The organism is Sulfitobacter sp. W002 (assembly GCF_025142135.1).
In the GTDB taxonomy this organism is placed as follows: domain Bacteria; phylum Pseudomonadota; class Alphaproteobacteria; order Rhodobacterales; family Rhodobacteraceae; genus Sulfitobacter; species Sulfitobacter profundi.
The window spans coordinates 629,166-652,261 of the sequence record NZ_CP081126.1 but is presented as its reverse complement, the minus strand read 5'-3'; the positions used below and the strand labels follow the sequence as shown (position 1 = coordinate 652,261).

At 62.8% G+C, this 23,096-nt stretch carries 21 protein-coding genes; 4 read left to right on the top strand and 17 right to left on the bottom strand.

The genetic code is table 11. The features are described from left to right. Nucleotides 1–82 precede the first annotated feature (82 nt). The 3 genes from K3758_RS03230 to K3758_RS03220 all read right to left on the bottom strand — a co-directional run bounded on the left by K3758_RS03230 (nt 83) and on the right by K3758_RS03220 (nt 3,410). Complete coding sequence (locus K3758_RS03230) at nt 83–1,009, bottom strand: carbohydrate kinase (RefSeq protein ID WP_132444688.1); 927 nt, start codon at nt 1,007–1,009, stop codon at nt 83–85. A 3-nt stretch (nt 1,010–1,012) separates the two neighbouring features. Continuing rightward, entirely contained in the window at nt 1,013–2,140 is a 1,128-nt protein-coding gene (locus K3758_RS03225) for an ROK family transcriptional regulator (RefSeq protein WP_259949965.1), read from the bottom strand. A 199-nt stretch (nt 2,141–2,339) separates the two neighbouring features. Then, a complete protein-coding gene (locus K3758_RS03220) occupies nt 2,340–3,410 on the bottom strand; it encodes an alcohol dehydrogenase family protein (RefSeq protein ID WP_259947570.1) in 1,071 nt (356 codons plus the stop codon). Nucleotides 3,411–3,483: 73 nt separating this feature from the next. On the opposite strand from K3758_RS03220, the gene K3758_RS03215 reads away from it, so the two are divergent. Further along, nucleotides 3,484–4,020: a TetR/AcrR family transcriptional regulator gene (locus tag K3758_RS03215; protein ID WP_259947569.1), complete on the top strand. Its 537-nt coding sequence runs from the start codon at nt 3,484–3,486 to the stop codon at nt 4,018–4,020. Next, the gene (locus K3758_RS03210) at nt 4,017–4,952 is read left to right on the top strand and encodes a DMT family transporter (RefSeq protein WP_259947567.1); all 936 of its coding nucleotides are present in this window, start codon (nt 4,017–4,019) and stop codon (nt 4,950–4,952) included. Before K3758_RS03215 ends, K3758_RS03210 begins: the two co-directional genes overlap by 4 nt. 13 nt (nt 4,953–4,965) lie before the next feature. Here K3758_RS03210 and K3758_RS03205 read toward each other — a convergent pair whose 3' ends face one another. The 7 genes from K3758_RS03205 to K3758_RS03175 form a co-directional block, all read right to left on the bottom strand. Beyond that, complete coding sequence (locus K3758_RS03205; RefSeq protein ID WP_259947565.1) at nt 4,966–5,925, bottom strand: D-glycerate dehydrogenase; 960 nt, start codon at nt 5,923–5,925, stop codon at nt 4,966–4,968. A gap of 3 nt (nt 5,926–5,928) precedes the next feature. After that, nucleotides 5,929–6,090, bottom strand: coding sequence for a hypothetical protein (locus K3758_RS03200; RefSeq protein ID WP_165935563.1), 162 nt, complete (start codon nt 6,088–6,090; stop codon nt 5,929–5,931). 10 nt (nt 6,091–6,100) lie between these two features. Then, nucleotides 6,101–7,438 (bottom strand): amidase, encoded by a 1,338-nt coding sequence (locus K3758_RS03195; RefSeq protein WP_259947562.1) that lies wholly within the window; start codon nt 7,436–7,438, stop codon nt 6,101–6,103. A 7-nt stretch (nt 7,439–7,445) separates the two neighbouring features. Then, nucleotides 7,446–8,864, bottom strand: a complete 1,419-nt coding sequence (locus tag K3758_RS03190) for a TRAP transporter large permease subunit (RefSeq protein WP_259947560.1) — start codon at nt 8,862–8,864, stop codon at nt 7,446–7,448. Further along, a complete protein-coding gene (locus tag K3758_RS03185; RefSeq protein ID WP_093928097.1) occupies nt 8,861–9,445 on the bottom strand; it encodes a TRAP transporter small permease subunit in 585 nt (194 codons plus the stop codon). The genes K3758_RS03190 and K3758_RS03185 overlap by 4 nt, the downstream gene beginning before the upstream one ends. 76 nt (nt 9,446–9,521) lie before the next feature. Beyond that, nucleotides 9,522–10,652 (bottom strand): TRAP transporter substrate-binding protein, encoded by a 1,131-nt coding sequence (locus tag K3758_RS03180; RefSeq protein ID WP_259947559.1) that lies wholly within the window; start codon nt 10,650–10,652, stop codon nt 9,522–9,524. A gap of 231 nt (nt 10,653–10,883) precedes the next feature. Further along, a complete protein-coding gene (locus K3758_RS03175) occupies nt 10,884–11,831 on the bottom strand; it encodes an SDR family oxidoreductase (RefSeq protein WP_259947557.1) in 948 nt (315 codons plus the stop codon). 154 nt (nt 11,832–11,985) lie between these two features. Between K3758_RS03175 and K3758_RS03170 the strand changes: the two genes are divergently transcribed. Next, nucleotides 11,986–12,879, top strand: a complete 894-nt coding sequence (locus K3758_RS03170; protein ID WP_259947555.1) for an AraC family transcriptional regulator — start codon at nt 11,986–11,988, stop codon at nt 12,877–12,879. Nucleotides 12,880–12,907: 28 nt separating this feature from the next. Here the strand turns inward: K3758_RS03170 and K3758_RS03165 are convergent, their stop codons facing one another. The 7 genes from K3758_RS03165 to K3758_RS03135 all read right to left on the bottom strand — a co-directional run bounded on the left by K3758_RS03165 (nt 12,908) and on the right by K3758_RS03135 (nt 22,125). Next, the gene (locus K3758_RS03165; RefSeq protein ID WP_259947553.1) at nt 12,908–14,047 is read right to left on the bottom strand and encodes a M20/M25/M40 family metallo-hydrolase; all 1,140 of its coding nucleotides are present in this window, start codon (nt 14,045–14,047) and stop codon (nt 12,908–12,910) included. A gap of 72 nt (nt 14,048–14,119) precedes the next feature. Continuing rightward, entirely contained in the window at nt 14,120–15,292 is a 1,173-nt protein-coding gene (locus K3758_RS03160; protein ID WP_259947551.1) for a M20 aminoacylase family protein, read from the bottom strand. Next, the gene (locus K3758_RS03155; RefSeq protein ID WP_259947549.1) at nt 15,289–16,974 is read right to left on the bottom strand and encodes an ABC transporter ATP-binding protein; all 1,686 of its coding nucleotides are present in this window, start codon (nt 16,972–16,974) and stop codon (nt 15,289–15,291) included. Before K3758_RS03155 ends, K3758_RS03160 begins: the two co-directional genes overlap by 4 nt. Before the next feature lie 3 nt (nt 16,975–16,977). Continuing rightward, the gene (locus K3758_RS03150; protein WP_067625113.1) at nt 16,978–17,865 is read right to left on the bottom strand and encodes an ABC transporter permease; all 888 of its coding nucleotides are present in this window, start codon (nt 17,863–17,865) and stop codon (nt 16,978–16,980) included. A gap of 1 nt (nt 17,866) precedes the next feature. Next, nucleotides 17,867–18,808 carry an ABC transporter permease gene (locus K3758_RS03145; RefSeq protein WP_259947547.1) on the bottom strand — a complete coding sequence of 314 codons (942 nt, stop codon included), beginning with the start codon at nt 18,806–18,808 and terminating at the stop codon, nt 17,867–17,869. 115 nt (nt 18,809–18,923) lie between these two features. Further along, nucleotides 18,924–20,534 (bottom strand): ABC transporter substrate-binding protein, encoded by a 1,611-nt coding sequence (locus tag K3758_RS03140; RefSeq protein WP_259947546.1) that lies wholly within the window; start codon nt 20,532–20,534, stop codon nt 18,924–18,926. A gap of 34 nt (nt 20,535–20,568) precedes the next feature. Beyond that, nucleotides 20,569–22,125 (bottom strand): M81 family metallopeptidase, encoded by a 1,557-nt coding sequence (locus K3758_RS03135; protein WP_259947544.1) that lies wholly within the window; start codon nt 22,123–22,125, stop codon nt 20,569–20,571. A gap of 148 nt (nt 22,126–22,273) precedes the next feature. Between K3758_RS03135 and K3758_RS03130 the strand changes: the two genes are divergently transcribed. Next, nucleotides 22,274–23,080, top strand: a complete 807-nt coding sequence (locus tag K3758_RS03130; RefSeq protein WP_259947540.1) for an IclR family transcriptional regulator — start codon at nt 22,274–22,276, stop codon at nt 23,078–23,080. Nucleotides 23,081–23,096: the final 16 nt, after the last annotated feature.

Below are 23,096 nucleotides of genomic sequence, written 5' to 3'. Positions count from 1 at the left end.
CATCCCTCCTGCGCCCTCCTCAGGGCGGCCACTGATAGCGCTAACATATCTGAGCGAAAAAGATAGGCGGTTCTTCAACATTTCATATTTCCTCTACCCAAGGCGCGTTCGCCCCGGCGCGCGAAACGGTCACGGCGGCGACGCGCGCGCCATAGGCCAGCGCCTCGGTCAACACCTCGGGCGAAAGGGTGGCGAGCGCGGATTTATGGAGCTGCCCAAGCTCAGACATCTTTGCCAAAACACCTGCGTTGAAGGTATCGCCCGCCCCCACCGTATCGACGATTTCGGCTTTCACGGCAGGGACTTGCACCTCTTCACCATTGGCCAGATAGCCCATTGCCCCCTCGCCCCCACGGGTCAGGATGACAACCGACGGCCCCTTGGCCAACAACTCGGCCACCTTATCGCGCAGCGACAGGGGCGCCGGGTTGATCCAGTTCAGATCCTCATCCGATACCTTCACGATGTCCGACAGCGCCAGCATCCGGTCGAGCCTTTGACGGTAACGCTCGATATCCTTGATGAAACCGGGGCGGATGTTGGGGTCGATCATCACCGCACGGCCTTCGGCGTTGCGCGCCAGCAGGTCTGCATAGGCATCCGCGCCCGGCTCACATGCCAAACTGATCCCGCCGAAATACAACGCCGAGACTTCAGCCGAGAGTGCGGGCATATCCCCCGGCGTGATCATGCGCCCGGCCGAGTTTTCGTCATAGAAATCATAGGTCGCATGGCCACCGACCAGCCGAACAAAGGCCAGCGTCGTCGGACGGTCGGACACCACCAGATGCGAGACATCCACATGGCTGGCCTTCAGCCCATCGACCAACTGCCGCCCGAACATGTCAGACGACAGGCCCGACAGCATCCCCACCTGCGCCCCGAGCCGCCCCAAGGCGATGGCCGTGTTAAACACCGCCCCGCCCGCATGGGGCACAAAGCCGTCGGGGCCTGCGGTGGTTGGGGTTGGGATCATATCGATCAGGGCTTCTCCGCAGCAAAGGATCATCTGTCAGCCTTTCAAAAATGCGTCGCGGTCGACGAGGAAACGGTCCGAAAGCGGCAGGCTTGCCGCGCCAAGCGCGCGGGCGTCGCTGCCGACGGTCCCTTCGCGCAGGGCCGGAAGGGTGACGCCCGGCAGGGGCTGGGCGGCAAGATGGCGGCGGGTGCGTGCCACTACATCCGCGCGAATTGTCTCAGGAAATGATCCATCGATCATCACCGTGTCAAAATCGATCAAGGATGTTGCGGCACGGATCGCCTGCGCCAGCGCCTCGGCAGTACTGTTGAGCCATAGGTCCAGAATGCCGGCGGAAAGTTCCCAAGCCGCCAGATCGCTCCATGGGGCGCGGCGAGTCTCTCCGGCCCCCTGCAACGCCGCCTCCAAGATCGTCAAAGACGCCACATCGACCAATTGTCGAGGCACGCCCCCGACCAGCGGCATGGAGCCGAGCGCCCCCGCATTGCCGCTTTTGCCGGTGTAGAGCTTGTTATCCAGCACCAGCCCACCACCCACGAAATAGCCGATGTAGAAATACAGAAAATCGCGCGGCTTGTCCTGCGCACCAAAAACCAGTTCGGCCCCGCAAGCGGCAGAAGTGTCATTGCAAATGGAGATCGGCAGATCGACCACCTCCGCCAAAGCGGCTTCGATATCAAAGTCCTGCCACGCGCTCAGATCACCGCCCGCAACCTCCCATTCCCACATGCCAAACGGCAGGGCGACGCCCAGTCCCGCGACCCGCGCCTGCTGGTCAGCGGTCAAAGAAGCGAGCGTGTCTTGCAAAGCGCGTCGCGCAAATTCCATGACCGCAGCGGGGGTGGGATGGGCATAGACCTCGCCGCTGCGGCGCGTCACTTGGCCTTCGAAGTCAGTCAGGATCAACGCGACACTGCGCCGGCCAACCTTTAGCCCCAGAAAGAAGGCCCCCTCCGCGTTCAGGCTGATCGGCACCGAAGGCTGCCCCACCCGGCCCCGCACCCGCGCGCCTTTTTTCAGCAATCCATCCGCTTCGAGGGCGCGCATAATGACGGATACAGTCTGCGCCGACAGGCCAGTGAGCCGGGCAATCTCTGCCTTGGATGTAGGGCCGCTGCGCCGGATAAGCGACAGGACGAGCCGTTCGTTATAGGCCCGCATTCCGCTCTGGTTCGAGCCGCGCGCGGTCCGGTCGGCGAATGTCTGTAGCTGCTGCAAACTGGCCTCCCCTCCGGTTCATGCGGCGTCTCGAGGGACAAATCCCAAATGGGAAGGGGTGAGTCAACGATTAAATCAATCTAATTTACTTATTGGTAAGGAAGAGCCGCCTGCCCCTGTGGCAAGCGGCCCATTTTCGCGCTTAACCGGCCACCGTGATGCCGATCTTTCCCATGTGGAATTTCTCAAGAAAGGCTTCCTGCGCCTGTTTAAGCTCTTGCAGCGCATAGCTTTCCGCGACGACAGGGCGAATTTCTCCGCGTTCGATATACCCCACAAGATCGGCAAAAACGCTCGGTTCCTGCCGCGTGCTGCCCATGAGGGTCAGGTCTTTGAGGTAGAGCGTGCGCAGGTCCAACTCGACGATCGGCCCGGCAATCGCGCCCGAGGTCACATAGCGCCCGCGCGGCACCAGAGCATCAAGCAGCTTGGGCCAACGCGCCCCGCCAACAAGGTCGAGCACCACATCAAAGGCATCCTCCGGCAGTGCCGCATCCCGGCCGAGCGTCTCATCCGCGCCGAGCGTCTTCAGCGCCTCCATCTTGCCGGGGCTGGTCACCGCCGTCACATGCGCCCCGCGCCGTTTGGCCAGTTGCACCGCAGCCGAGCCGACGCCGCCAGAGGCGCCGGTGATCAACACACGCTCCGCCCCCAATGCCGCGCGCTGGATCATCCCTTCGGCAGTCGAAAAGGCGCAGGGAAAAGAAGCGAGTTCGAGGTCCGTGAGCGCGCTGTCGATCCGCAGCGCATTGCTGGCCTCGGCGGTGGCGTATTCGGCAAAACCCCCATCCCGCTCCGATCCGAAGGTGACCAAATCATCCGGCCCCGCACCCGCAGGCCTATACATGGGCCGGATCAGAACCCGCTCGCCAATCCGCCCCGCATCGACGCCCTCGCCTGCGGCCACGATCTCTCCGCAGCAATCGGCGCCTTGGATGCGCGGAAAGCTCAAGGCACCCGACCAGCCGCCGTCGGCGTCCGACGCGCCGTCGTAGCCCTCGCTCGCCGCCGATCCGGTATCGCCTCGCACCGCTTTGGAATACCAGCCCGTGCGCGTGTTCACATCCGTGTTGTTCACCGCCGCCGCGCCGACGCGGACCAAAACCTCTCCGGCTGCGGGTTTTGGCACCGCAACGTCTTCGCGCCACTCCAGCTTGTCCAAGCCGCCGTGGCCGGTCAGCCGCATGGCTTTCATCGTCTCTGGTAGGGTCATCGCTTCGGCTCCTTCGAGTGTAGAATGATTACTCTACTTGCGTAGGTAGAGGGATCCCTCTACATCGTCAAGCATGACAGATACCCAAAGCAAAATCGCCGCCGGGCTTGAGCGTGCCTTTGCCGCCCGCGGCTTCGCCGAACCCAGCGTCGAAGACCTGCGAGATGCGGCGGGGGTAAGTCTGCGCACGCTTTATAAATACACCCCGTCCCGTGCTGAGATGGTGCTGGCGGCACTGGAAAACCGCCAACGGCGCTACCTCGCGCTGGTTTTCGACGATCTACCGAAGGCACCCACCGACGCGCTGGAGGCGATCTTGGCGCGTGTCGGGCAGTGGATGGAAACGGAAACCTCTCACGGCTGCCTGTTTCATGCCGCCGTCGCCGCCGACCCCGGCAGCGATAGCCTGCGCGCCCTGCTGACGCGGCATAAGGCCGAGGTCGCGACCAAGGCCGCCGTGGCCACCAATCTGGCCGGAGCTGAGACGGCGCTCTTGCTCATCATCGAAGGGCTCACGCAGACTTGGCCGCTTCGGGGGGCGGAGGCCGTGACCGCCGCGCAGCGTTTGGCGCGGGCGATGGCCGAAGATATGCTAAGGACGCTCGCATGATGCAGGGTCACCGCTGGGGCGTGTTTGCCATCCTTTTCGCGGCCGTCGTCTGGGGCACCACCGGCACCGCCGCCACCTTTGCCCCCGACGTGAGCGCCGCCGCCATCGGTGCTGCGGCCATGGGTCTGGGCGGGATCGCGCAGGCCCTTTGGGCCGGGCGGGGCATCCTGAACCAGCGTGCGCGGCTCTGGCAGCAGCGCCGTCTGCTGGTCATCGGCGCAGTGGCGGTGGCGGTCTATCCGCTGGCCTTTTACGGCGCGATGCGGCTGGCGGGGGTGACGGTGGGCACGGTCATCACCATCGGCTCTGCGCCGCTGCTCTCGGCGCTGATCGAATACTTGCTGGACCGCCGCCGCCTGACCCTGCGCTGGTCCCTTGGCGCGGCGGTGGGGCTGATCGGCATGGGGCTGATCTGCTTGGCCGAAAACGCCGCCCATGGGGAGACGCTGCGCGCGCCATCGGTTCCCTTGGGCGTCTTGCTGGGCCTGATCGGGGGCTTCACCTACGCGCTTTATTCGTGGAGCGCGCGCAAGATGATGCTGCAAGGCACCGGCTCTACCGTGGCCATGGGGGCGACCTTCGGGCTGGGTGGACTGCTGCTGATGCCGGTGCTTCTGATCTCGGGCGGGGCTTTTCTGGCGTCATGGACCAACGCGGCCGTGGGGCTTTATATGGCCGCTGTGCCGATGTTTTTGGGCTATATCGCCTTCGGCTACGGCCTTGCCCGGGTAGAGGCAAGCATGGCCACCGTGATCACCCTGTTCGAGCCGGTCGTCGCCGCGGTGCTCGCCGTGGTCATCGTGGGCGAACGCCTCCCCCCGCTTGGCTGGATCGGCGTTGCGCTGGTGATTGGCTGTCTTGCCATCATCACCCTACCCTTGCCATCACGGCTGCGCCGCGGCGTGGCTGCGCAGCCGCCCGGCGTCGTTTGACGGGCCGCCGCCGCTACAGCTGATCCGGCGGTGTCTCTCCCCGGAAAAAGTGATCGAGGTTGTCCAGCGCCTTGAAACCCATCGCATCGCGGGTGGCCACGGTGGCGCTGCCCACATGCGGCATCATCATCACGTTGTCATGCGCAGCAAAGGCCGGGTTGCCGCCCGGCTCGGTCACGAAACAATCCAACCCCGCCGCGCCGACATGGCCCGAGGTCAGCGCCTCAAGCAGTGCCGCTTCATCCACCAGATTGCCACGCGCGGTGTTCACGATCACGCAGCCCTTGGGCAGACGCGCCAGCCGTGCTGCGTTCAAAAGGCCGACGGTTTCGGGTGTGGCCGGGCAGTGCAGCGTTAGGAAGTCCGACACCGCCAGCAGGTCATCCAACTCGGCGTGATAGGTCGCGCCCGCCTCCTCCTCCAGGTCCAGTTGTCGGCGGTTGTGGTAATGAATCTCCATATCCAGCCCGCGCGCCTTGCGGGCAAAGGCGCGGCCCACGCCGCCCATACCGATGATCCCGAGCCGCGCACCGGAGAGCTGTTTGCCCACCAGCATCGCGGGCGACCACGACTGCCACTGCCCGCTGCGCACAAGCTGGTCCCCCGCCACCGCATGCCGCGCAGCCCCCAGCATCAGCATCAGCGCCAGTTCCGCCGTGGCATCCGACAGAACGCCGGGCGTGTTCGTCACGACAATCCCCCGCGCCTTGAGGCTGGGCAGATCGCAGTGATCCACCCCGACGGAGTGGTTGGCGATGATCTTGAGCCGGGGGTCAAGCTGGGCCACCACATCGGCGCTGAAATGCTCGGAGTGACAGGGGATCATGCCATCGACCTGTGCGCTCATCGCGATGATGTCCTCGGCGCTGCCGGGTGCGTCAGCCGGATCCCAGATCACCTCATAGTCACGCCGCGCCCGGTCGAGCGTGGCGTCAGAAAGCTGCCGGGTGATCCAGATGACAGGCTTGCCCATGGGTCAGTCCCGATCCTTCCGACTGGAGGTGAAGAAATCATAGGCCACGAAGGCCAGCGTCACCGCGACGATGATGATCAGATCAATGCTGGGCACCTCAACCGCGAGGATCAGCAGAAAGATCGCAATCGCGGCGAAGGCGAAAAGAGCAAGTAAACGGTTCATGTTTCAATCCTCATTGGGTTGCGCCATCGGCCCAGTCGAAAAGCCATTGTGCGCTGCGCATCAGGCGCCCGTCTTGGCCGTGACCGCCGACCAGTTGCACGCCCATCGGCAGCCCGTCTTCCGATGTCATCAAAGGCACGTTCACACAGGGGCTGCCACAGAGCGTCCACAGACCATTGAAAATCGGATCGCCGGTCGCCTCCAGCCCGCGCGGCGCGGGGCCGGTGGCCGATGGGCATAAAAGCACGTCACAGCGGGTCAGCAATTCTTCAAGCGCGGCGGTCAGCACCTTGGGCAGGTCGCGGGCCGATTGGTAATCGCGGGCCAACACCTTGTTGCCCGCCTCCATCGCCTCGCGGGTCGCGGGTGACAGCAGGTCGGCCCCATCACGCAGGTAGGGGTAATAGTGATAGGCCATCTCGGCAAAGTTGATGCGTTTGCGCGCCTCTGCTGCCCCGTCGAAGACCAACGGCAGGGGCAGTTCGAACGCCTGATCACCAAGTGCTGCGACCAATTCTTCGAAAGCCGCGTGAAGCTGCGGGTCGGCATCCTCCCACCCCGGCGGGCGAACGAAACCAAAGACCGGCGGGATCGGCGGCGCGGTGGTGGTCTGCGCCAAAAGCGCGGGCTTGGGGGCAAGTTCGGTGGCGCTGTCTTCGGGGTCATGGCCAAATAGCACCTCGGCCAGCAGCGCCGCACCGGCGGGATCACTGGCAAAGACGCCGATGGTGTCGAGCGAGGGCGATTGCGTCAGCACCCCCCGGCGCGGGATCGCACCGAAGGTCGGTTTGAACCCGGTGACCCCACAATAGGACGCAGGCCGGATCACTGAGCCGCCCGTCTGCGTGCCGATGGCCAGCGGCACCATGCCATCCGCCACAGCCGCCGCCGAACCTTGGGACGAGCCGCCGGGGCTATGTGCCGGATTATGCGGATTGGAGGTCTTGCCCGGATGCATGAAGGCAAGCTCGGTCGTGACCGTCTTGCCCATGATAATCGCGCCCTCGGCCTTGAGCCGCTCGACGATGAAAGCATCGCGCAGCGGCACGCGCCCCTTGTCTTGGGCCGAGCCGTTCTCTGTGGGGATGCTGCGGGTGTCGATCACGTCTTTCAGCCCCACCGGCAGCCCGTGCAACCGCCCAAGCGGTCGGCCCGCCCGACGATAACTGTCGAGCGTGCGGGCCTGTGCACGGGCGAACTCGGGATCGAACCACGCCCAAGCGCCCACGACCTCCTCGCGCGCTTCGATCCGCGCGATGTAGCTTTCCACCAGCGCCAGCGCGTCCAGCGCGCCGCTCGCCAGACGGTCCCGCAACTCGACCACGCCGAGCGCTGCCGCTGCGGTCATCCTTGGCTCAGCGCCCATAGAACACCTCCGGCAGATAGAAGACGATCTGCGGGAAGACATACATCAGCACCATCGACAGGATCACGCAGAAGAGGAACGGCATCACGCCCGCAAAAATCTGCGTCAGGCGCAACTCGGGCGGGGCGATCCCTTTGAGGTAATAGGCCGACATGGCCATCGGTGGCGTTAAGAAACTGGTCTGTAGGTTCAGCGCCACGAGGATGCCAAAGAACAGCGGATCAATCTCGAACACCGCCAGCAGGGGCAAGAAGATCGGCACGAAGATGATGATGATCTCGGACCATTCCAGCGGCCAGCCCAGCAAGAAGATGATCAGCTGCGCAAGGATCAGGAACATGATCGGCGACAGGTTCAGCGACTGCACGAACTCTGAGATCACATGCTCCCCGCCGAGGTAGGAGAACACCGCCGAGAAGGTGTAGGAGCCAACGAAAAGCCAGCAGACCATCGCCGTGGTGCGCACCGTGAGGTAGACACTCTCGCGCATCCGCTGCCATGTCATTGCCCGGTAGATGAAGGCGAGGAAGATGCCCCCAAGCGCCCCGATGGAGGCCGCCTCGGTCGGTGTTGCCAATCCAAAGAGGATCGACCCCAGCACCGCGAAGATCAAAAACGCCAGCGGCAGGAAGGATGTCGCGATCATCAACAAGAGCCTGCCCATCGGCATGTCCGGCACCTCATCCGCTGTGGGACGTGGGGCCGAAGACGGCTGCAACAGCGACCGCCCGATGATGTAGACCAGATAGAGCCCGACCAGCGTCAGCCCCGGCAGCAGCGCCGCCGCGTAAAGCCGCACGATAGAGACGTTGGTCGCCGCCGCATAGACGATCAGCATGATCGAGGGTGGGATCAAAATGCCCAGCGTCCCGCCCGCACAGATGATGCCCGCCGCGAAAGACGGATCATAGCGCGCCTTGAGCATCGCAGGCAGCGCCAGCAGGCCCATCAGCGTCACAACCGCGCCAACAATCCCGGTGGCCGTGGCAAAAAGCGCGCATGTGATCAGCGCGGCCACACCCATTGAGCCGGGGATGTTTTTCGAGGCGATGTTGAGCGTGGTGAACAGCCGGTCGACGATATTCGACCGCTCCACGATATAGCCCATGAACAGGAACAGCGGCACCGCGGTCAGCACTTCGTTCGACATCACCGTGAAGGTTTGGTTCACGAAGAGATCGAATATTCGGTTGTTGAAAAACCCCTCGAACCAGGTCGACCATTGCTCCCACTGGCCGGCCCCCTCATCCAGCCGGTCAAAGCCACGCCACATCCGGCGCGCGTCGAAATAGGCGTAGTAGCCAAAGCCGATGCCCATCGCCATCAGCGTGAAAGCAATCGGAAAGCCCAGGAAAACAAAGACGATGAACAGCCCAAGCATCATCAGGGCGATTTGCGGATCGGTCATGTGAGATGGCCTTTCTCGGCCTTATTGGCTTCGCGCATCATGAGGTCTTCGGTCTCAAAGACGTCTTCCTCGGCTTCGAGCCAGTAGTTGGAACGTATGGCGATAAGACAGCGGCAGACCTGCGCAATGCCTTGGATGAACAGCAGGATCCCCGCCGCCACGATGATCGCCTTGAATTGATAGATCGGCACGCCCGCCGGGCTGTTGACCGACACTTCGCCATATGACCAAGACCGGGCGGCGTATTTCCACCCCGCGAGGATCAGCGCCGTGACCCCGGGAAAAAAGAAGATGATGTAGAGCACGAGGTCGATCATGCCTTGGGTGCGCGGCTGGAACAGCCGGTAGAGGAAATCCCCCCGCACATGCCCCCCACGCGACAGGGTATAGGCCCCGCCCATCATAAAGAGCGTGCCATACATGATGAAGGACACGTCCAGCGCCCAAGCGGTGGGATTGTTCAGCACATAGCGCACAAAAACTTCGTAGCCCGTGCCGATGGACATCAGCAAAATGAGCCAAGCGAAAGCCTTGCCGAACCATGCGGAAAGGTTATCGGCGAACCGAATGAAAGATATCATGATGCCCTCGGTATCTCGCACGAACCCCGGCGCGCTGATGCGCCGGAGTTCGCGGTGATGTTATGGGATTGCGGGATCAGAGTTTGATCTTGCCGGGGAAGTAATGCTCGTAAGCAAGACCGTAATCCGGCGAGTTCATCAACTCGTAATAGGCCACGCGGTCGACCCATTCGCGCTGGCTGTCGAGGGTCTTTTTCATGAAGGGATCGGATTCCAACTCGGGGATCAGTTCATCCCATGCCTTAAGCTGCGCATCCAAGATATCTTTGGACGTGCGCCGCACGGTCACGCCAGCCTCGTTCTGCAAGAACTGAAGGTCCGCCGAATAGCGGTCCATCGCCTTGGCCGTGTTCGCGGTCGAGACCGCCTCAACAGCGTATTTCAGAATCGCCTGAAGATCGGGATCGAGGTCTTCGAGGAACATCTTGGAGAACAGGAATTCAAAGCTCTCAGACGCTTGGTGATAGGACGACAGATAGTAGTTCTTGGCCACGTCCTGTGCACCGAAATCCTTGTCCGACGACGGATTGTTGAACTCAAAGGCGTCGATCACGCCACGTTCCATCGCAGGCACGATTTCACCGCCCGGCAACTGTGCAACAGACATGCCCAGCTTGGCCATCAGATCGGCGGCCAGACCCACGGTGCGGTACTTGAAGCCCTGCAGATCGTCGACGGAGTTCACCTCATCTTTGAACCAGCCAAAGGGCTGCGCAAACATCGGGAAGCCCATGTAGCCAACAACGTCGAGGCCCATGATATCTTGGGTCAGCTCGTTATAAAGCTCCTGACCGCCGCCCTGGTAGAACCACGACAGCATGGTGGTGGCAGAGCCGCCAAAAACCGGCCCGGTGCCAAAGAGCGATGCGGCTTTGTTCTTGCCGTACCAATAGACGGGCACCGAATGCGCCGCGTCGATCAGACCGTCGTTCACGGCATCAAGCACCTGAAACGCCGCGACGACCGCGCCCGCAGGCAGCACGTCGACCTTGAGACGCCCTCCCGACATCTCCTCCACCCGTGTCGCGTAATCGCGGGCAAAGTCTTGCCAAATGTTGGCGTCGTTCCACGACGTCTGCATCTTGATGACGATCGGCGCTTGCGCCAACACCGCCGGTGCGGCCAGCATGCTCCCGGTAGCGGCCCCCCCAGCAAGTGCGGACTTCGTCAGGAACGAACGTCGATTGAACTTTTTAGTCTCAGTCATGTTTCCTCCTCCCAGAGTGGCCGCCCCTTTGCTTACTTGAAATACGCTATTGGTCGGGCGACCCGAGATCAGAGACTAACCGAATGATCTCATTTGGCAAGAATTGTCCGCTGACGGCTCATCAACTGCAACTTTATTGTGCAACTGACACACGAAACGACACTCTGCGCCGGGTCCGAGTGTGCCTGATTTCGCAGGGTTTGGCGGGGCTGTGACATGCCCCGCCCCACCTCACACGGCCCAGTGAAAACCGGTTTCTTCCTCGGACCGCTGCCAGAGTTTGACCATCGTGGCTTTGTCATAGGCATAGGGCTCCAGCGATCCGCGCCCAACCGGGCCGACCATCTCCATTCGGCCTGTGGGGCCGTAAAGCGCGCGCTGCTCCAGCCCGTTTTCGGTGGCGCACATGACCTCTGGATAGGCGCCCCGCTCTGCCGTTTGAACGATCGGCAGTTTCGACATGAGCCACCACGTGAACCGCGTCATCAGGCCACCGCTGGTGCTGATCAAAGAGGTGGCCGAGGCACCGGGGTGACAGACATAGACCTCAACGTTCTTTCCCGCCTGCGCGACGCGGTCCTGCAATTCATAGGCAAACATCATCTGCGCCAGCTTGCTCTGACTATAGGCGGGGTTGGCGCGGTAGTTCTTGTCCCAGTTCATGTCGTCGAACTGGATGGTGCGCAGGCCCATCTTGTAGCCAAGGCTCGCAACCACCACGATCCGGCCCGCGGTCTCTTCGATTCGGTCGAACAACAGCCCGCAGAGCAGGAAGTGGCCGTAGTGATTGGTGCCCAACTGGCTTTCATGTCCCGCCTTGGTTAGCTGGCGGCTTGGCACCTGCGCGATGGCGGCGTTGCAGATCAGCGCGTCGATCCGAGGAACATCGCGCAGAAGCTCTGCCGCAGCGCTGCGTACCGTGTCCAGATCGGCCAAATCCATCCGAATAAAGCTGACCTGCGCCGCCGCGCCATATTCGTCTTTCAGCTTTGCCACGGCCTCTGCCGACCGCTCTGCACTGCGGTTCAGCATCACGACCGCGGCACCTTTGCTCAGCAAAGTCCGCGCCGCCTGAAAACCGGCCCCCGCATTGGCCCCGGTGATCACAAAGGTCTTCCCCTCCAGCCTGCCAATCCGCTCAGGGGTCCAGCCGTGCGCGCCGAAAGTCTTGTCTGCCATGGTCTTGCTCCTTACCGTTAAAGAGGCATCGCGCCCCGTTGACCTTGCAGATAAATCTCACCACCCAATGGAAACAGGCCAGATCGTCGCGATTACTTGCCTGATCCTCTCACAGCCATTGCATAAAACGCTCATGCGGCCCTAATCTCCACGCATGAGCAAAGACCAAATCCGCCATATCATCGAACGGCACAGCCAGACCGACGGGCTGACCGAGACCGGCATCAAGGGCGTGCAGTATTTCCGCGCCACCAGCGCGATCCCCTGCGCGCCTGCGGTCTATGAACCCTCTGTCATTGCCATCGTCAGCGGCGCGAAAGAGGCGGTGCTGGACGGTCAGCGCTATGTCTATGACGACAGCCGCTATATGTGCTGCCCCATGTCGATGCCGGTCAAAGCGGGCACGCCAAGCGCCTCGCCCCAGACCCCGCTATTCGGCGTCTACATCGCTCTGGACGCGCGACTTATGGCGGAGCTTTCGCTTGAAATGGAAAGCGCGGGGAGCCTGCTGCCCCCTGCCCCCGCCGACCTGCGCGCCGAGGGGATCAAACTCGCGGCATGGGACGGGGCCTTCTCCGACGCCCTGCTGCGCCTGCTGCAATTGAGCGAAAGCGAAACCGACCGCGCCGTGCTGGCCGAAGCGCGCCTGCGGGAGCTGTACTACGCCATCCTGAAAGGAGAGGCAGGGCTCTTCGCGCGGCGGGCCTTCGGGGCGGGCAATGCCGTGGCGCGGGCCATCTCGCATGTCGCGGCCCATCTCGACGCGCCCATCTCCATCGACGCGATGGCCCAACGCGCGGGCATGAGCCGCGCGGTATTTCACCGCAAGTTCAAACAGGTAACGACGATGTCGCCGATACAATTCGTCAAATCCATGCGCCTGAACAATGCCGCCGTGAAAATCGCAGGCGGCGCCACGGTCAGCGAAGCGGCAATGGCTGTAGGCTACATCAGCGCCTCGCAATTCAGCCGAGAGTTCAAACGCATGTACGGCCAATCCCCCCGCGAATGGGGCGACGCGCAGCAGCTAGCGGCGGGGGTCGTTTAGAGGAGGTCTCCGCCCCTCCCCCCCCCTCTCAAGCCGTCAAGCGACAGAACAACCCCGCCGCCAGTTTCGCACGTTCGGTGAGGCTGTCGACATAGATATGCTCCTGCAACGTATGCAGCCCCTTGCCACGCACGCCGATGGAATCCAGCGTCGGCAGGCCGAGGAAGCCGGTGAAATTACCGTCCGATCCGCCCCCGGCAGAGCTTCCGGTGATCTCGATCCCCAGTTCGCCCCCAATCTCCTGCGCGAGCTTCAGCATGGCCATCGTGCCGGGCTGGTCGGGCTCCCAAACCGGGCGGGTGACGCCGCGGCGGATTTCCATGATCACGTCGCCTTCGTCCGAGTTCAGCGCCATCATCTTTTCCACGCCCGCATCGAGCTGCTCTTGCGTCTTGGCCATGGTGAGCACTTCGGCATCGCAGACCGAGGAGACGCAGTTGACCCATTGGCCCGCGTGAAAGACCCCGAGCGAGAAGGTGCAGTCCTCGGTCGTCATGCCTTCGATCGTGCCCACGGCCTTGGCCATTTCCGCGATGGCCGAGCGGCCTTCGGACAGCGCCCAGCCCGCGTGACTGGGGCGGCCCCGCGTCTGAAGATTGAACCGCGCGATGGCATAGCGCCCGATCACCGCGCCGCCGTCGGGCCGCGCGGGTTCGGGGACGAGGATGTATTTGTGGCGCTTGGCCTCTTCTTCGATCAGCCGGCGGGTGGCGGGGGTGCCGATTTCCTCATCGGGGGTGAAGAGCACCGTCACCGGCAGCGGCGTCTCAATCCCGGCGGCCAGCAGTTTACGCAGCGCATCAAGATAGACGTAATTGCCGCCCTTCATGTCCATCAAGCCGGGCCCATAACAAAGCTCGCCTTCGCGTTTGTAGGGCAGTTTGGCCAATGTGCCGATGGGGTGAACCGTGTCCATATGGCCCAAAAGCAGAATGCCCCCCTCGCCCGCTTTGGGATGAGGCATCTCCGCGCGCAGGCTGTCGCCCAGCCCCATCGGGCTTGGGATACGCTCGGTCCGCGCGCCCAGGATCGCCAGATCGTGCTGCACCACATCCATCATCCGGTTCACCGCCGCCCCGTCGAATGTGGGGCTTTCGGTTTCAATCCAAGGGCGCAGCCCGGTGAGCATCTCTTCGGTTTCAAAGGGCAAATCGAGCGGGTTGGTCATATTCAAACTCCTTTTCTCCGCCGCGCGACAGCAGGGCGAATGGCTTAAATCAAAGCGGGTGGGTGCAATGGCCTAGCTGCCGACCTTCGGCAGGCGCGTCTCAACGATCCGCGCATAGATCGAGGCACCGATGGGCAGAATCGCGTCATCCAGTACGAAACCGGGGTTGTGCAACGGCACGCTGCCTGCGTGCCCCACCCGGCAATAGGCGCCTGGCACCACCTTTAGCATATCCGCGAAATCCTCGGACCCACTGGCCTGCTCGGTCGAGACATGGGCATTCTCTCCCCCCACCACACTGGCCGCCGCTTCGACATAGGCGGTGGTGAGTTCCGGATCGTTCATCAACACGTCAAAGACATTGCGGATGTCGACTTCGATCTCGATCCCATAGGCGCTGGCCATACCGGCGCAGAGTTCGCGCATCCGGGCCTCGGCCATCTCGATCACGTCTTGGTGGAAGTAACGGATCGTGCCCGCGATGGTGGCGGTATCGGGCACCACGTTATAGGCCGAACCTGCGTTGAATTTGGTGACAGACAGCACGATCGGCTTGGTCGGCGGGGTGTTGCGGCTGACCACGGATTGCAACTGCTGCACCAGCGCCGTGCCGATAACGATCGGATCACGCGACTGATGCGGCATCGCCGCGTGGCTGCCGGTGCCTTTGACGGTAATGTCAAAGAAGGCCGCCCCCGCCATGGCCGCGCCGGGGGTAACATTGACCACACCCGGCTCCGAGTTGGGATCGTTGTGCATGCCGTAAATCTCGTCACAGGGGAATTTCTCGAACAGCCCCTCCTCCAGCATCCGGCGCGCGCCGCCCAAGCCCTCTTCGGCGGGTTGAAAGATCAGCACCACGGTACCGTCGAAATCCCGTGTCTCCGCCAGATAACGCGCAGCCCCCAAGAGCATGGTGGTGTGGCCGTCATGGCCGCAGGCATGCATCCGCCCGGGGTTGGTCGAGGCATAGGGCACGCCGGAATCTTCCAAAATCGGCAGCGCGTCCATATCTGCGCGCAGCCCGACACGGCGGTTGCCACCGCCGGCGCCCTTGATAATGCCGACAACCCCGGTGCCGCCCAGCCCTTCGTGCACCTCGTCCACGCCATAGGCGCGCAGCTTTTCGGCCACGATGCCCGCGGTGCGGACCTCTTCGAACCCCAGTTCGGGATGGGCGTGGATGTCTTGGCGGATGGCGGTGAGATCGGCGGCGAAGGCTTCGATCTTGGGAAGGACGGTCATGCGGTGGCTCCTGTCGTCATGGTGGCGCTGCCGAGCGCGCGGTAGTTGGCAAAATCCCAATGGCGGCCCGGGGCCGCTTCGATCAGGTTGCGTGTGTAGTCGTGATGCGGGTTGGCCAGCACATCGCCCGCAGGGCCGTATTCAACGACCTGCCCGCGCTGCATGACCAACACCTCGTCACAAATCTGCGCCGCGACGCGCAGGTCATGGGTGATAAACAGCATGGCCACGCCGAACTTCTCTTGAATGTCATCCAAAAGGTCGAGCACCTGTGCCTGAACGCTCACATCAAGCGCCGAGACGGCCTCATCCGCGACCAGCAGATCGGGCTTCATCGCCACCGCCCGCGCAATGGCAATACGCTGGCGTTGTCCGCCCGAAAACTGATGTGGATAGCGGTCAAGCGCGTCGCGCGGCAGGTCCACCAGCTCCATCAATTCGGCGGCATGGCGCATCGCCTCGGCACGCGGGGTGCCGAAGTTGATCGGCCCTTCGCAAAGACTGCGCGCCACGGTCCAACGCGGGTTAAGCGAGCGGTAGGGATCCTGAAACACGATTTGCAGATGTTTGCGGTGGTCGCGCAATTGGCGGCGCGAGAGTTTGGCAATCTCGGTCCCCGCGACATTCACGCTGCCCGCGGTCGGATCGATCAGCCGCATGATGGCCCGTGCCACGGTGGATTTGCCGGAGCCGGATTCCCCCACGATGCCCAGCGTCCGTCCCGGCTTGATGGTAAAGCTGACATCCTGCGCGGCCTTGACCCCTTCGCTGCGGCGCAGGAAGCCGCCGCCGCCATAGGTCATATCAAGCCCGGCGACACGCACCACCTCGCTCTGCGCTGCCGCCGCCCTTGCGGGGCGCGGGGTGAGGTTTGGCACGGCGGTCAGCAGGGTGCGGGTATAGTCCTTCTCCGGCTTGGTCAGCAGCTTTTCAATCGGCGCGCGTTCGACGATCTTGCCCTGCTGCATCACCGTCACGGTATCCGCGATCTCGGCCACCACGCCCATGTCGTGCGTAATGAAGAGCACGGCGGTGCCGTGGCGCTCTTGCATCTCGGCGATGAGCTTGAGGATCTGCAACTGCGTGGTCACGTCCAGCGCCGTCGTCGGCTCATCCGCGATCAGCAGATCGGGGTCGAGGATCAGCGCCATGGCGATCATGATGCGCTGGCGCTGCCCGCCGGAAAGTTGGTGCGGGAAGGCGCTGAAGATGCGGTTCACATCCGGCAGATGCACCTGATCCATCATGTCGAGCGTGCGTTTCTTGGCCTCGGATTGGCTCAGATCGCTGTGCATGTTGAGCACTTCCATGATCTGCTCGCCCACCCGCAGCACCGGGTTCAGCGCGGTCATCGGCTCTTGGAAGATCATCGCGATCCGCCGCGCGCGCAGCTGGCGCATTTGCGCATGGCTGGCGCTGGTGATCTCGAAATCATCTAGCGTGATGCTGCCGCTTTGCACCTCCAGCGCTGATTTCGGCAGCAGCCCCATGGCCGCGAGCGAGGTCACGGATTTGCCCGAGCCGGATTCACCCACCAAGCAATGCGTCTCGCCCGCGCGAATGGTGAGGTCGATCCCGTCGATCACCGGCTTGGCCTGTGGCCGCCCGGCCAGCCCGATGCGCAGGTCGCGCACTTTAAGAACCTCACGCGCGTCGGAGAAGTCTTTGGTCTTGAACTGCATCTCTCAGCCCTCCCGTTTCTTCATGCGCGGGTCGAGCAGATCGCGCGCGGTGTCGCCCAAAAGGTTGATCGACAGGATGCAAAGCGACAGCAGCAGCCCCGGCCAGAAGATCAGCCCCGGCTTGATTTGGAAATAGGTCCGCCCCTCGGCCATGATGTTGCCCCAAGTGGGGATCTCCGTGCTGACGCCCGCGCCGAGGAAGCTCAGGATCGCCTCGATCAGGATCGCCGAGGCGCAGATATAAGTGCCTTGGACAATAAGCGGCGCCATGGTGTTGGGCATTAGGTGCTGGATCAGGATCTTGGGCATCGACGAGCCGAGCGCGATGGCCGCCTCGACATAGGGTTCCTCCCGTGCCGACAGCACGACCGAGCGCACCAGCCGCACCACGCGCGGCACCTCCGGCACCGTGATGGCGATGATGACCGAGCCGAGCGACGGCCCGTTCAGCGCCACGAGGGCAATCGCCAGCAGGATCGCGGGGATCGCCATCAGGCTGTCCATGATCCGCATGATGATGCTGTCGGCCATCCGAAAGAACCCCGCAACAAGGCCGATGGCCAAGCCGATGGCGACGCTGACTAGCGCCGCGCCGACGCCAATGAGCAGCGACACGCGCCCGCCCACCATCACGCGGGAGAATGTGTCCCGCCCGTATGGGTCGGTGCCCAGCAGAAACTCCTCGGACGGTGGTTTGAGCCGCGCGGCTGAGTTCATCGCCAGCGGGTCATAGGGCACGTAGAGTGGCGCCAGAATGGAGGCCAGCACGATGGTTACAAGGGTCAGAGCCGCCAGCATGGGGCCGATACCGACCCTCGCGCCCGCAGGCAGGGAAAGCAGTCCGGTCAGCACCTGAAAGGCGCTGTGACGGGATTGGGGTTGCTCGATCATGTCAGTACCGGATCCTTGGGTCGAAGAATGAATAGGAGACGTCAACCAAGAGGTTCACGAAGACGTAGATGCCCGCCGTCAGCAGGATCATCGCCTGAATGACGGGGTAGTCGCGCGCGAGGATCGCATCGACCGTCAGACGCCCGATGCCGGGGATGTTAAAGACGCTTTCCGTCACCACCACGCCCGAGATCAGCAGCGCAAACCCGGTGCCGATGATCGTCAGGATCGGCACCGCGGCATTGCGCAGCGCATGGTGGAACAGCACGACATTCTCGCGCACGCCCTTGGCCCGCGCAGTGCGGATGTAGTCTTCGCCCAGCACTTCGAGCATGGAGGCCCGCGTCATCCGGGCAATGAGGGCGACATAAATCGTGGCCAGCGTCAGCGAGGGCAGAATGGCCCGCGAGAAGAACGGCCCGATGCCGTCCGACGGCGCCTTGTAGCCCTGCACCGGCACCCAACGCAGCTCAATCGCGAAGATCTGGATCAGGATATAGCCGATCACGAAGACCGGCACCGAAAAGCCCAGTACCGAGAAGGACATCACCAGAAAGTCGACCCAAGTGCGGTGACGCCAAGCGGCGATCACGCCCATCGGCACGGCCAGCAGGACAGAGATCGTGATGGTCATCAGCGCGATGTTGATGGTCGGCCCCAGCCGGTCGCCCAACATGCCCGCCACGGAGGTGTTCGACAAAAGCGAGACGCCCAGATCACCGCGCAGCAATTGGCCGATCCATGTGAAAAACTGTGTCAGCAGCGGATCATTCAGACCCAGACGGTCACGGATCCGTTCAAGCTGTGCGGGGGTGGCGGCATCGCCGGCGAGAATGGCTGCCGGATCACCGGGGGTGAGACGCAGCAGAAGGAAGACGAAGATGGCGACGATCAGCATGACCGGAATCGTGGCCAAGACGCGCTTCAGGATATAGACGAGCATTTTCCGGAAGGTCCCTTTCGGCGGAAAGAAGGCAGTCCCGAAGTCGGTTCGGGGCGCTGCCTGCGTGCAGAGGTGACGGTGGAGAGCGCGGCGGGCGCGCTCTCCGAGGGCTGGATTATTCCGCCTCTTTGGTCATGTTCCAAAACACCGGCACGGGCGATGGCAGCATGTTCTGGATCGTGTTGCGGCGCGCCTGCGGGATCAGATATTCACCCATCATGATGTAGTTGACGTTATCCATGACGTGTTTCTGGATCTCGACGGCCACTTCCTTCTGAGCTTCGGGCCCTTCGGCTTTCATGAACTTCGCGCGCAGTTCTTCGATCTCGGGATCAGTCGGCCAGCCAAACCATGCCTCGTCGCCACGGCCACTGACCATCACATTGGTCAGCGGGTCCGAAATCTCGGGCACCATCCAGTTGGTAAAGAACATGTTCCAGCCGCCCTCGGACACCGGGCTTTGCTGGGCGCGGCGCTGCACGACCGATTGCCAGTCCATCGACTGCATGTCGACTTCGAAACCCGCTTCGCGCAGGGCTTGGGCAGCCACGACAGGTTGGTTGATCAGGCTGATCACATCCGTCGGCGCCATCAACACGATCGGCGTGCCGTCATAGCCTGCCTCTTCGAGCAGCGCCTTGGCCTTTTCAGGGTCCGCGCCACCGGTCACGATCTCTGCATCCGCTTCGTCACCCAAGGGTGTCGAACAACCAAAGATCGCACCGCAGACGTTATAATAGGCCGGGTCGCCCTGCATCGTTTGCAGCATGGATTCTTGATCCAGTGCCGCCATGGCCGCCTGACGGACCAGCTTGTTGTCAAAGGGCGGGTGCAGGTGGTTGGGCCGACCGATGGTGACATACCCAAGATCATCGCGTGTCTCGACAGTGACCTCGGGGCTGCTTTCGAGGATCGGCAGCAAGTCGATCTGCACCTGTTCGAGATAGTCGATCTCCCCCGCCGAGAGCGCGTTGATCGCGGTCAGCGCGTCGGGCATCGTGGTCCAGACCACACGGTCGACATTGACGACCTTGCCGCCCGCCATCCACGAGGCTTCCTCGTCCCGTGGGACGTAGTCGTCGAACTTCTCATAGGTGACATTCACGCCGGGCTCGTATTCATCTTGGTTAAAAACGAAGGGACCGGAGCCGATATATTCCGTGATGGTCTCATCCGCCGAGGTTTCGGCCACGCGCTTGGGCATGATGAAAGGCGGCACCGCCGATTGTTTGGAGATCACCGACAAGAGCGGTCCGAAAGGCTCGGTCAGGGTCCAAACAACGGTCTTTTCGTCGCTGGCCTCAAGGCTTTCGGTCACGTCAAAGATCAGCTGGCCACCGCCATCACGTTTGCCCCAGCGTTTGAGAGAGGCCACGACATCTTCGCCGGTGACCGGCGCATCGTCATGGAACATCAGCCCATCGCGCAGGGTGAAAGTATAGACCAACCCGTCTTCGGAGACCTCCCAGCTGGCCATCTGCGGCTGCGGCTCAAAATTCTCGTCCACGGCGGTCAGCACGTCATAGATCATATAGCCGTGGTTGCGGGTGATATGCGCGGTGGTGATGACCGGATCAAGAACCCGCAGGCCCGAGTGCATGACCGCCGTGATGGTCGTTTCGCCATCCTGCGCCGCCAGTGAGCCGGGCGCCAAAAGCGCCGTGGTGGCGGCGAAGGCGGCGGCAAGTCCGCGCGACTGTTTCAATGCGGATCGTAGAGGTATCATGTGGTTTTCCCTTGTTGAGTGATCTTTTGATTTTTTATTGGGCCATGGCGGTCTTGCCGCCATGGTCAGGTGGTGCAGAAGATGCACCGTCGGCCCCGAACCGGGGACCATCTGGGGACAGCCGAAGCCCAGCGCGCAGGCGCGTGAAGGGCAGATCGGCCGGATTGAGGGGCATCGGCCCCGGCGCGCAGGCGACAAGGATGTCGCGCGCGATGGGGGCAAAGTCTGCTCGGAAATGGGTGGAGCTTTTGACCACCAGCAGGTCCAGCTCTTCGGGCGGGATGCCGACAAAGCGAAACATCTCGCGGTCGGCCATCTGGGCAATGCGGCTGGTCACGACGACATGAACCCCGCCGATGCGCAGACAGGCAGAGGGGCCGAGGTTCAGCGCCGTGCCGCCATAATAGGGGCCGGTCGCGCGCAGCGTCCCGTCAGACAGATGCATCACGGTGGCCCTCGTCTGAAACGGCGCGTCCTCCGTCACGCTGGGATGGCCGCCAAGGGCGACATTAACGTCGGCCCCGACCCCGGCCAGATGGGCCGCTTCGGCGGTGGCGGGGTCGACGATCAAACCGATGGCTGCATTCTGCGCCCCTGCCTTGACCAAGGCGCGCAACATGCCGGTGGTCGCTGAAACGCCTCCCGCGCCGGGATTGTCTTGGGTGTCGGCGATGACGACAGGCCCCTTGCCCGGCCCGGCGGCGCGTGAAAGCGCCTCTGCCACCGCTGCGTCGGGGTCATAGGCTTCGTTCTGTAGAAAAGCGGGCGCTGCCGCTTCATAGGACGCCGCAAGCCTGTCGGCGGCGGCATCTGCGTCGGACTGAGTTTCGCCATAGGCCACGGCCACGGGGCCACAGTCCGGTATATCCGCGGCTGGAAAGCCCATGAACAGGCTGGCCGATAGCGCCCCGGCAGCTTCGCAGGCAGCAACATCCTCATAGATCTCGCGCCCCGGCGACATTTCGGTCGATTGAAACGGGATCGGCACCAGATATGACATCTGGCGAAAGGCCTTGGCCGGGCGCAGGCCGGCGGTCATGATCCGGTCAAGATGGCGGGCCGCAGCGGCGCCGGTTTCGGCCATATCCACATGCGGATAGGTACGAAAGCCGACCAGCACATCGACATTCGAAACAAAATCTTCAGAGATATTGCCATGAAGATCGAGCGCCGTTGCGATGGGCAAATCCGGCCCCACGACCTCGCGCAGACGTCGGACCAACTCGCCCTCTCCGTCGTCGAGATGTTCAGCCACCATGGCGCCGTGCAGGTCCAAAAAGACTCCGTCGAGCGGTCCGGCGTTTCGGATGCCTTCGATGATCTCACCGGCGATCACTTCATAGGCGTCGCGGCTTACATGGGCCGAAGGGATCGCCCCCGCCCAAAGGATCGGAACAATATCCCAGCCTTGGGCCTGCCCAACCCGCAGCGCGCCCGCCATGCCAAGATTGACCTCTTGGAAAGCGGGCAACATCGCCGCGCCGTGCACCATGGGGACATAGCCGCCGCCGCGTTGGAAAGCCTCCATATCCGCTGGATTGGGGGCAAATGTGTTCGTCTCGTGCAGAAAGCCCGCAACAGCGACGCGCATTCCAGAACCACTTCCCAAACCTGTCTCCTTCGCCTTACCAGCCCCTTTATTTGCGGGACCGCACCTCTTGAGTATCGCATAGCAATACACCTATAGTGCACAGCAAGCGTAAGCGGCGCATTAACGATTCGTCAACTACAGGCCATTCATGAGTAGTTTTTTCCGAGAAGACGCCCCGCAGGCGGCGCAGAATCAGGCAGATGACGACCGGTTGTTCGTCCGGGCAGCAGATCGCGCAATGCAGGTGCTGGGAGCCTTTCACCACGCGACCGGGCCGATGACGCTTTCCGACATCGCCAAGACCGCGGGGATCGACCGATCCGCGGCCCAACGATTGGTGCATACGCTCACGAAGAGTGGCTATATCCGGCGCAGCGGGGACGACCGCGGATATCTGCCGGGCATCCGCCTGCTGGATCACACGCTTGATCTGCTGCGGCTCGACCCCGTGGTGCAAAAAGCCACCCCGGTCTTGTTGGAGCTGCGCAAATCCCTCCGCGAGCGGGTCGATCTCAGCCTCTATGATGAGACGCGCCTGATCTATGCCCTGCGGATGCAAAGCAAACGCGAGACCTTTTTCGCGACCCTTGTGGGCCACAGCGTGCCAACCTTTTGCACCGCAGGCGGGCGCGCGGCGCTTTCGCATCTTCCCGAAGACGAGGCGCGCGAAATTCTTACCCGCGCGCCGCTGCATCCCTTCACCTCCAGCACCAAGACCGACCCCGAAGCGATCATGGCCGAACTCGGCCTCGCCCGCGAAAATCGCTTTGCCGTGGTATGCGATGAATATGCACTGGGCGAAGTGGCGGTGGGCGTTGCCATCACCGACCGCAACGGCGCCCCTCTCAGCGCGATCCACCTTGCCGGTTCCCTCTCGGAATACACGCCGGAAGAGTTTGTCGCCAAAGCAGCGCCCTTGGCCATCGAAGCCGCCAACGCCATCATGGCCGGATGATCGTGTTTTTGGCCGC

What these genes read in the sequence shown, in the direction of transcription:
- K3758_RS03230 (WP_132444688.1), bottom strand. Translation starts at nt 1,009, where the DNA reads ATGATCCTTTGCTGCGGAGAAGCCCTGATCGATATGATCCCAACCCCA.
- K3758_RS03225 (WP_259949965.1), bottom strand. Translation starts at nt 2,140, where the DNA reads ATGCGGGCCTATAACGAACGGCTCGTCCTGTCGCTTATCCGGCGCAGC.
- K3758_RS03220 (WP_259947570.1), bottom strand. Translation starts at nt 3,410, where the DNA reads ATGACCCTACCAGAGACGATGAAAGCCATGCGGCTGACCGGCCACGGC.
- K3758_RS03215 (WP_259947569.1), top strand. Translation starts at nt 3,484, where the DNA reads ATGACAGATACCCAAAGCAAAATCGCCGCCGGGCTTGAGCGTGCCTTT.
- K3758_RS03210 (WP_259947567.1), top strand. Translation starts at nt 4,017, where the DNA reads ATGATGCAGGGTCACCGCTGGGGCGTGTTTGCCATCCTTTTCGCGGCC.
- K3758_RS03205 (WP_259947565.1), bottom strand. Translation starts at nt 5,925, where the DNA reads ATGGGCAAGCCTGTCATCTGGATCACCCGGCAGCTTTCTGACGCCACG.
- K3758_RS03200 (WP_165935563.1), bottom strand. Translation starts at nt 6,090, where the DNA reads ATGAACCGTTTACTTGCTCTTTTCGCCTTCGCCGCGATTGCGATCTTT.
- K3758_RS03195 (WP_259947562.1), bottom strand. Translation starts at nt 7,438, where the DNA reads ATGACCGCAGCGGCAGCGCTCGGCGTGGTCGAGTTGCGGGACCGTCTG.
- K3758_RS03190 (WP_259947560.1), bottom strand. Translation starts at nt 8,864, where the DNA reads ATGACCGATCCGCAAATCGCCCTGATGATGCTTGGGCTGTTCATCGTC.
- K3758_RS03185 (WP_093928097.1), bottom strand. Translation starts at nt 9,445, where the DNA reads ATGATATCTTTCATTCGGTTCGCCGATAACCTTTCCGCATGGTTCGGC.
- K3758_RS03180 (WP_259947559.1), bottom strand. Translation starts at nt 10,652, where the DNA reads ATGACTGAGACTAAAAAGTTCAATCGACGTTCGTTCCTGACGAAGTCC.
- K3758_RS03175 (WP_259947557.1), bottom strand. Translation starts at nt 11,831, where the DNA reads ATGGCAGACAAGACTTTCGGCGCGCACGGCTGGACCCCTGAGCGGATT.
- K3758_RS03170 (WP_259947555.1), top strand. Translation starts at nt 11,986, where the DNA reads ATGAGCAAAGACCAAATCCGCCATATCATCGAACGGCACAGCCAGACC.
- K3758_RS03165 (WP_259947553.1), bottom strand. Translation starts at nt 14,047, where the DNA reads ATGACCAACCCGCTCGATTTGCCCTTTGAAACCGAAGAGATGCTCACC.
- K3758_RS03160 (WP_259947551.1), bottom strand. Translation starts at nt 15,292, where the DNA reads ATGACCGTCCTTCCCAAGATCGAAGCCTTCGCCGCCGATCTCACCGCC.
- K3758_RS03155 (WP_259947549.1), bottom strand. Translation starts at nt 16,974, where the DNA reads ATGCAGTTCAAGACCAAAGACTTCTCCGACGCGCGTGAGGTTCTTAAA.
- K3758_RS03150 (WP_067625113.1), bottom strand. Translation starts at nt 17,865, where the DNA reads ATGATCGAGCAACCCCAATCCCGTCACAGCGCCTTTCAGGTGCTGACC.
- K3758_RS03145 (WP_259947547.1), bottom strand. Translation starts at nt 18,808, where the DNA reads ATGCTCGTCTATATCCTGAAGCGCGTCTTGGCCACGATTCCGGTCATG.
- K3758_RS03140 (WP_259947546.1), bottom strand. Translation starts at nt 20,534, where the DNA reads ATGATACCTCTACGATCCGCATTGAAACAGTCGCGCGGACTTGCCGCC.
- K3758_RS03135 (WP_259947544.1), bottom strand. Translation starts at nt 22,125, where the DNA reads ATGCGCGTCGCTGTTGCGGGCTTTCTGCACGAGACGAACACATTTGCC.
- K3758_RS03130 (WP_259947540.1), top strand. Translation starts at nt 22,274, where the DNA reads ATGAGTAGTTTTTTCCGAGAAGACGCCCCGCAGGCGGCGCAGAATCAG.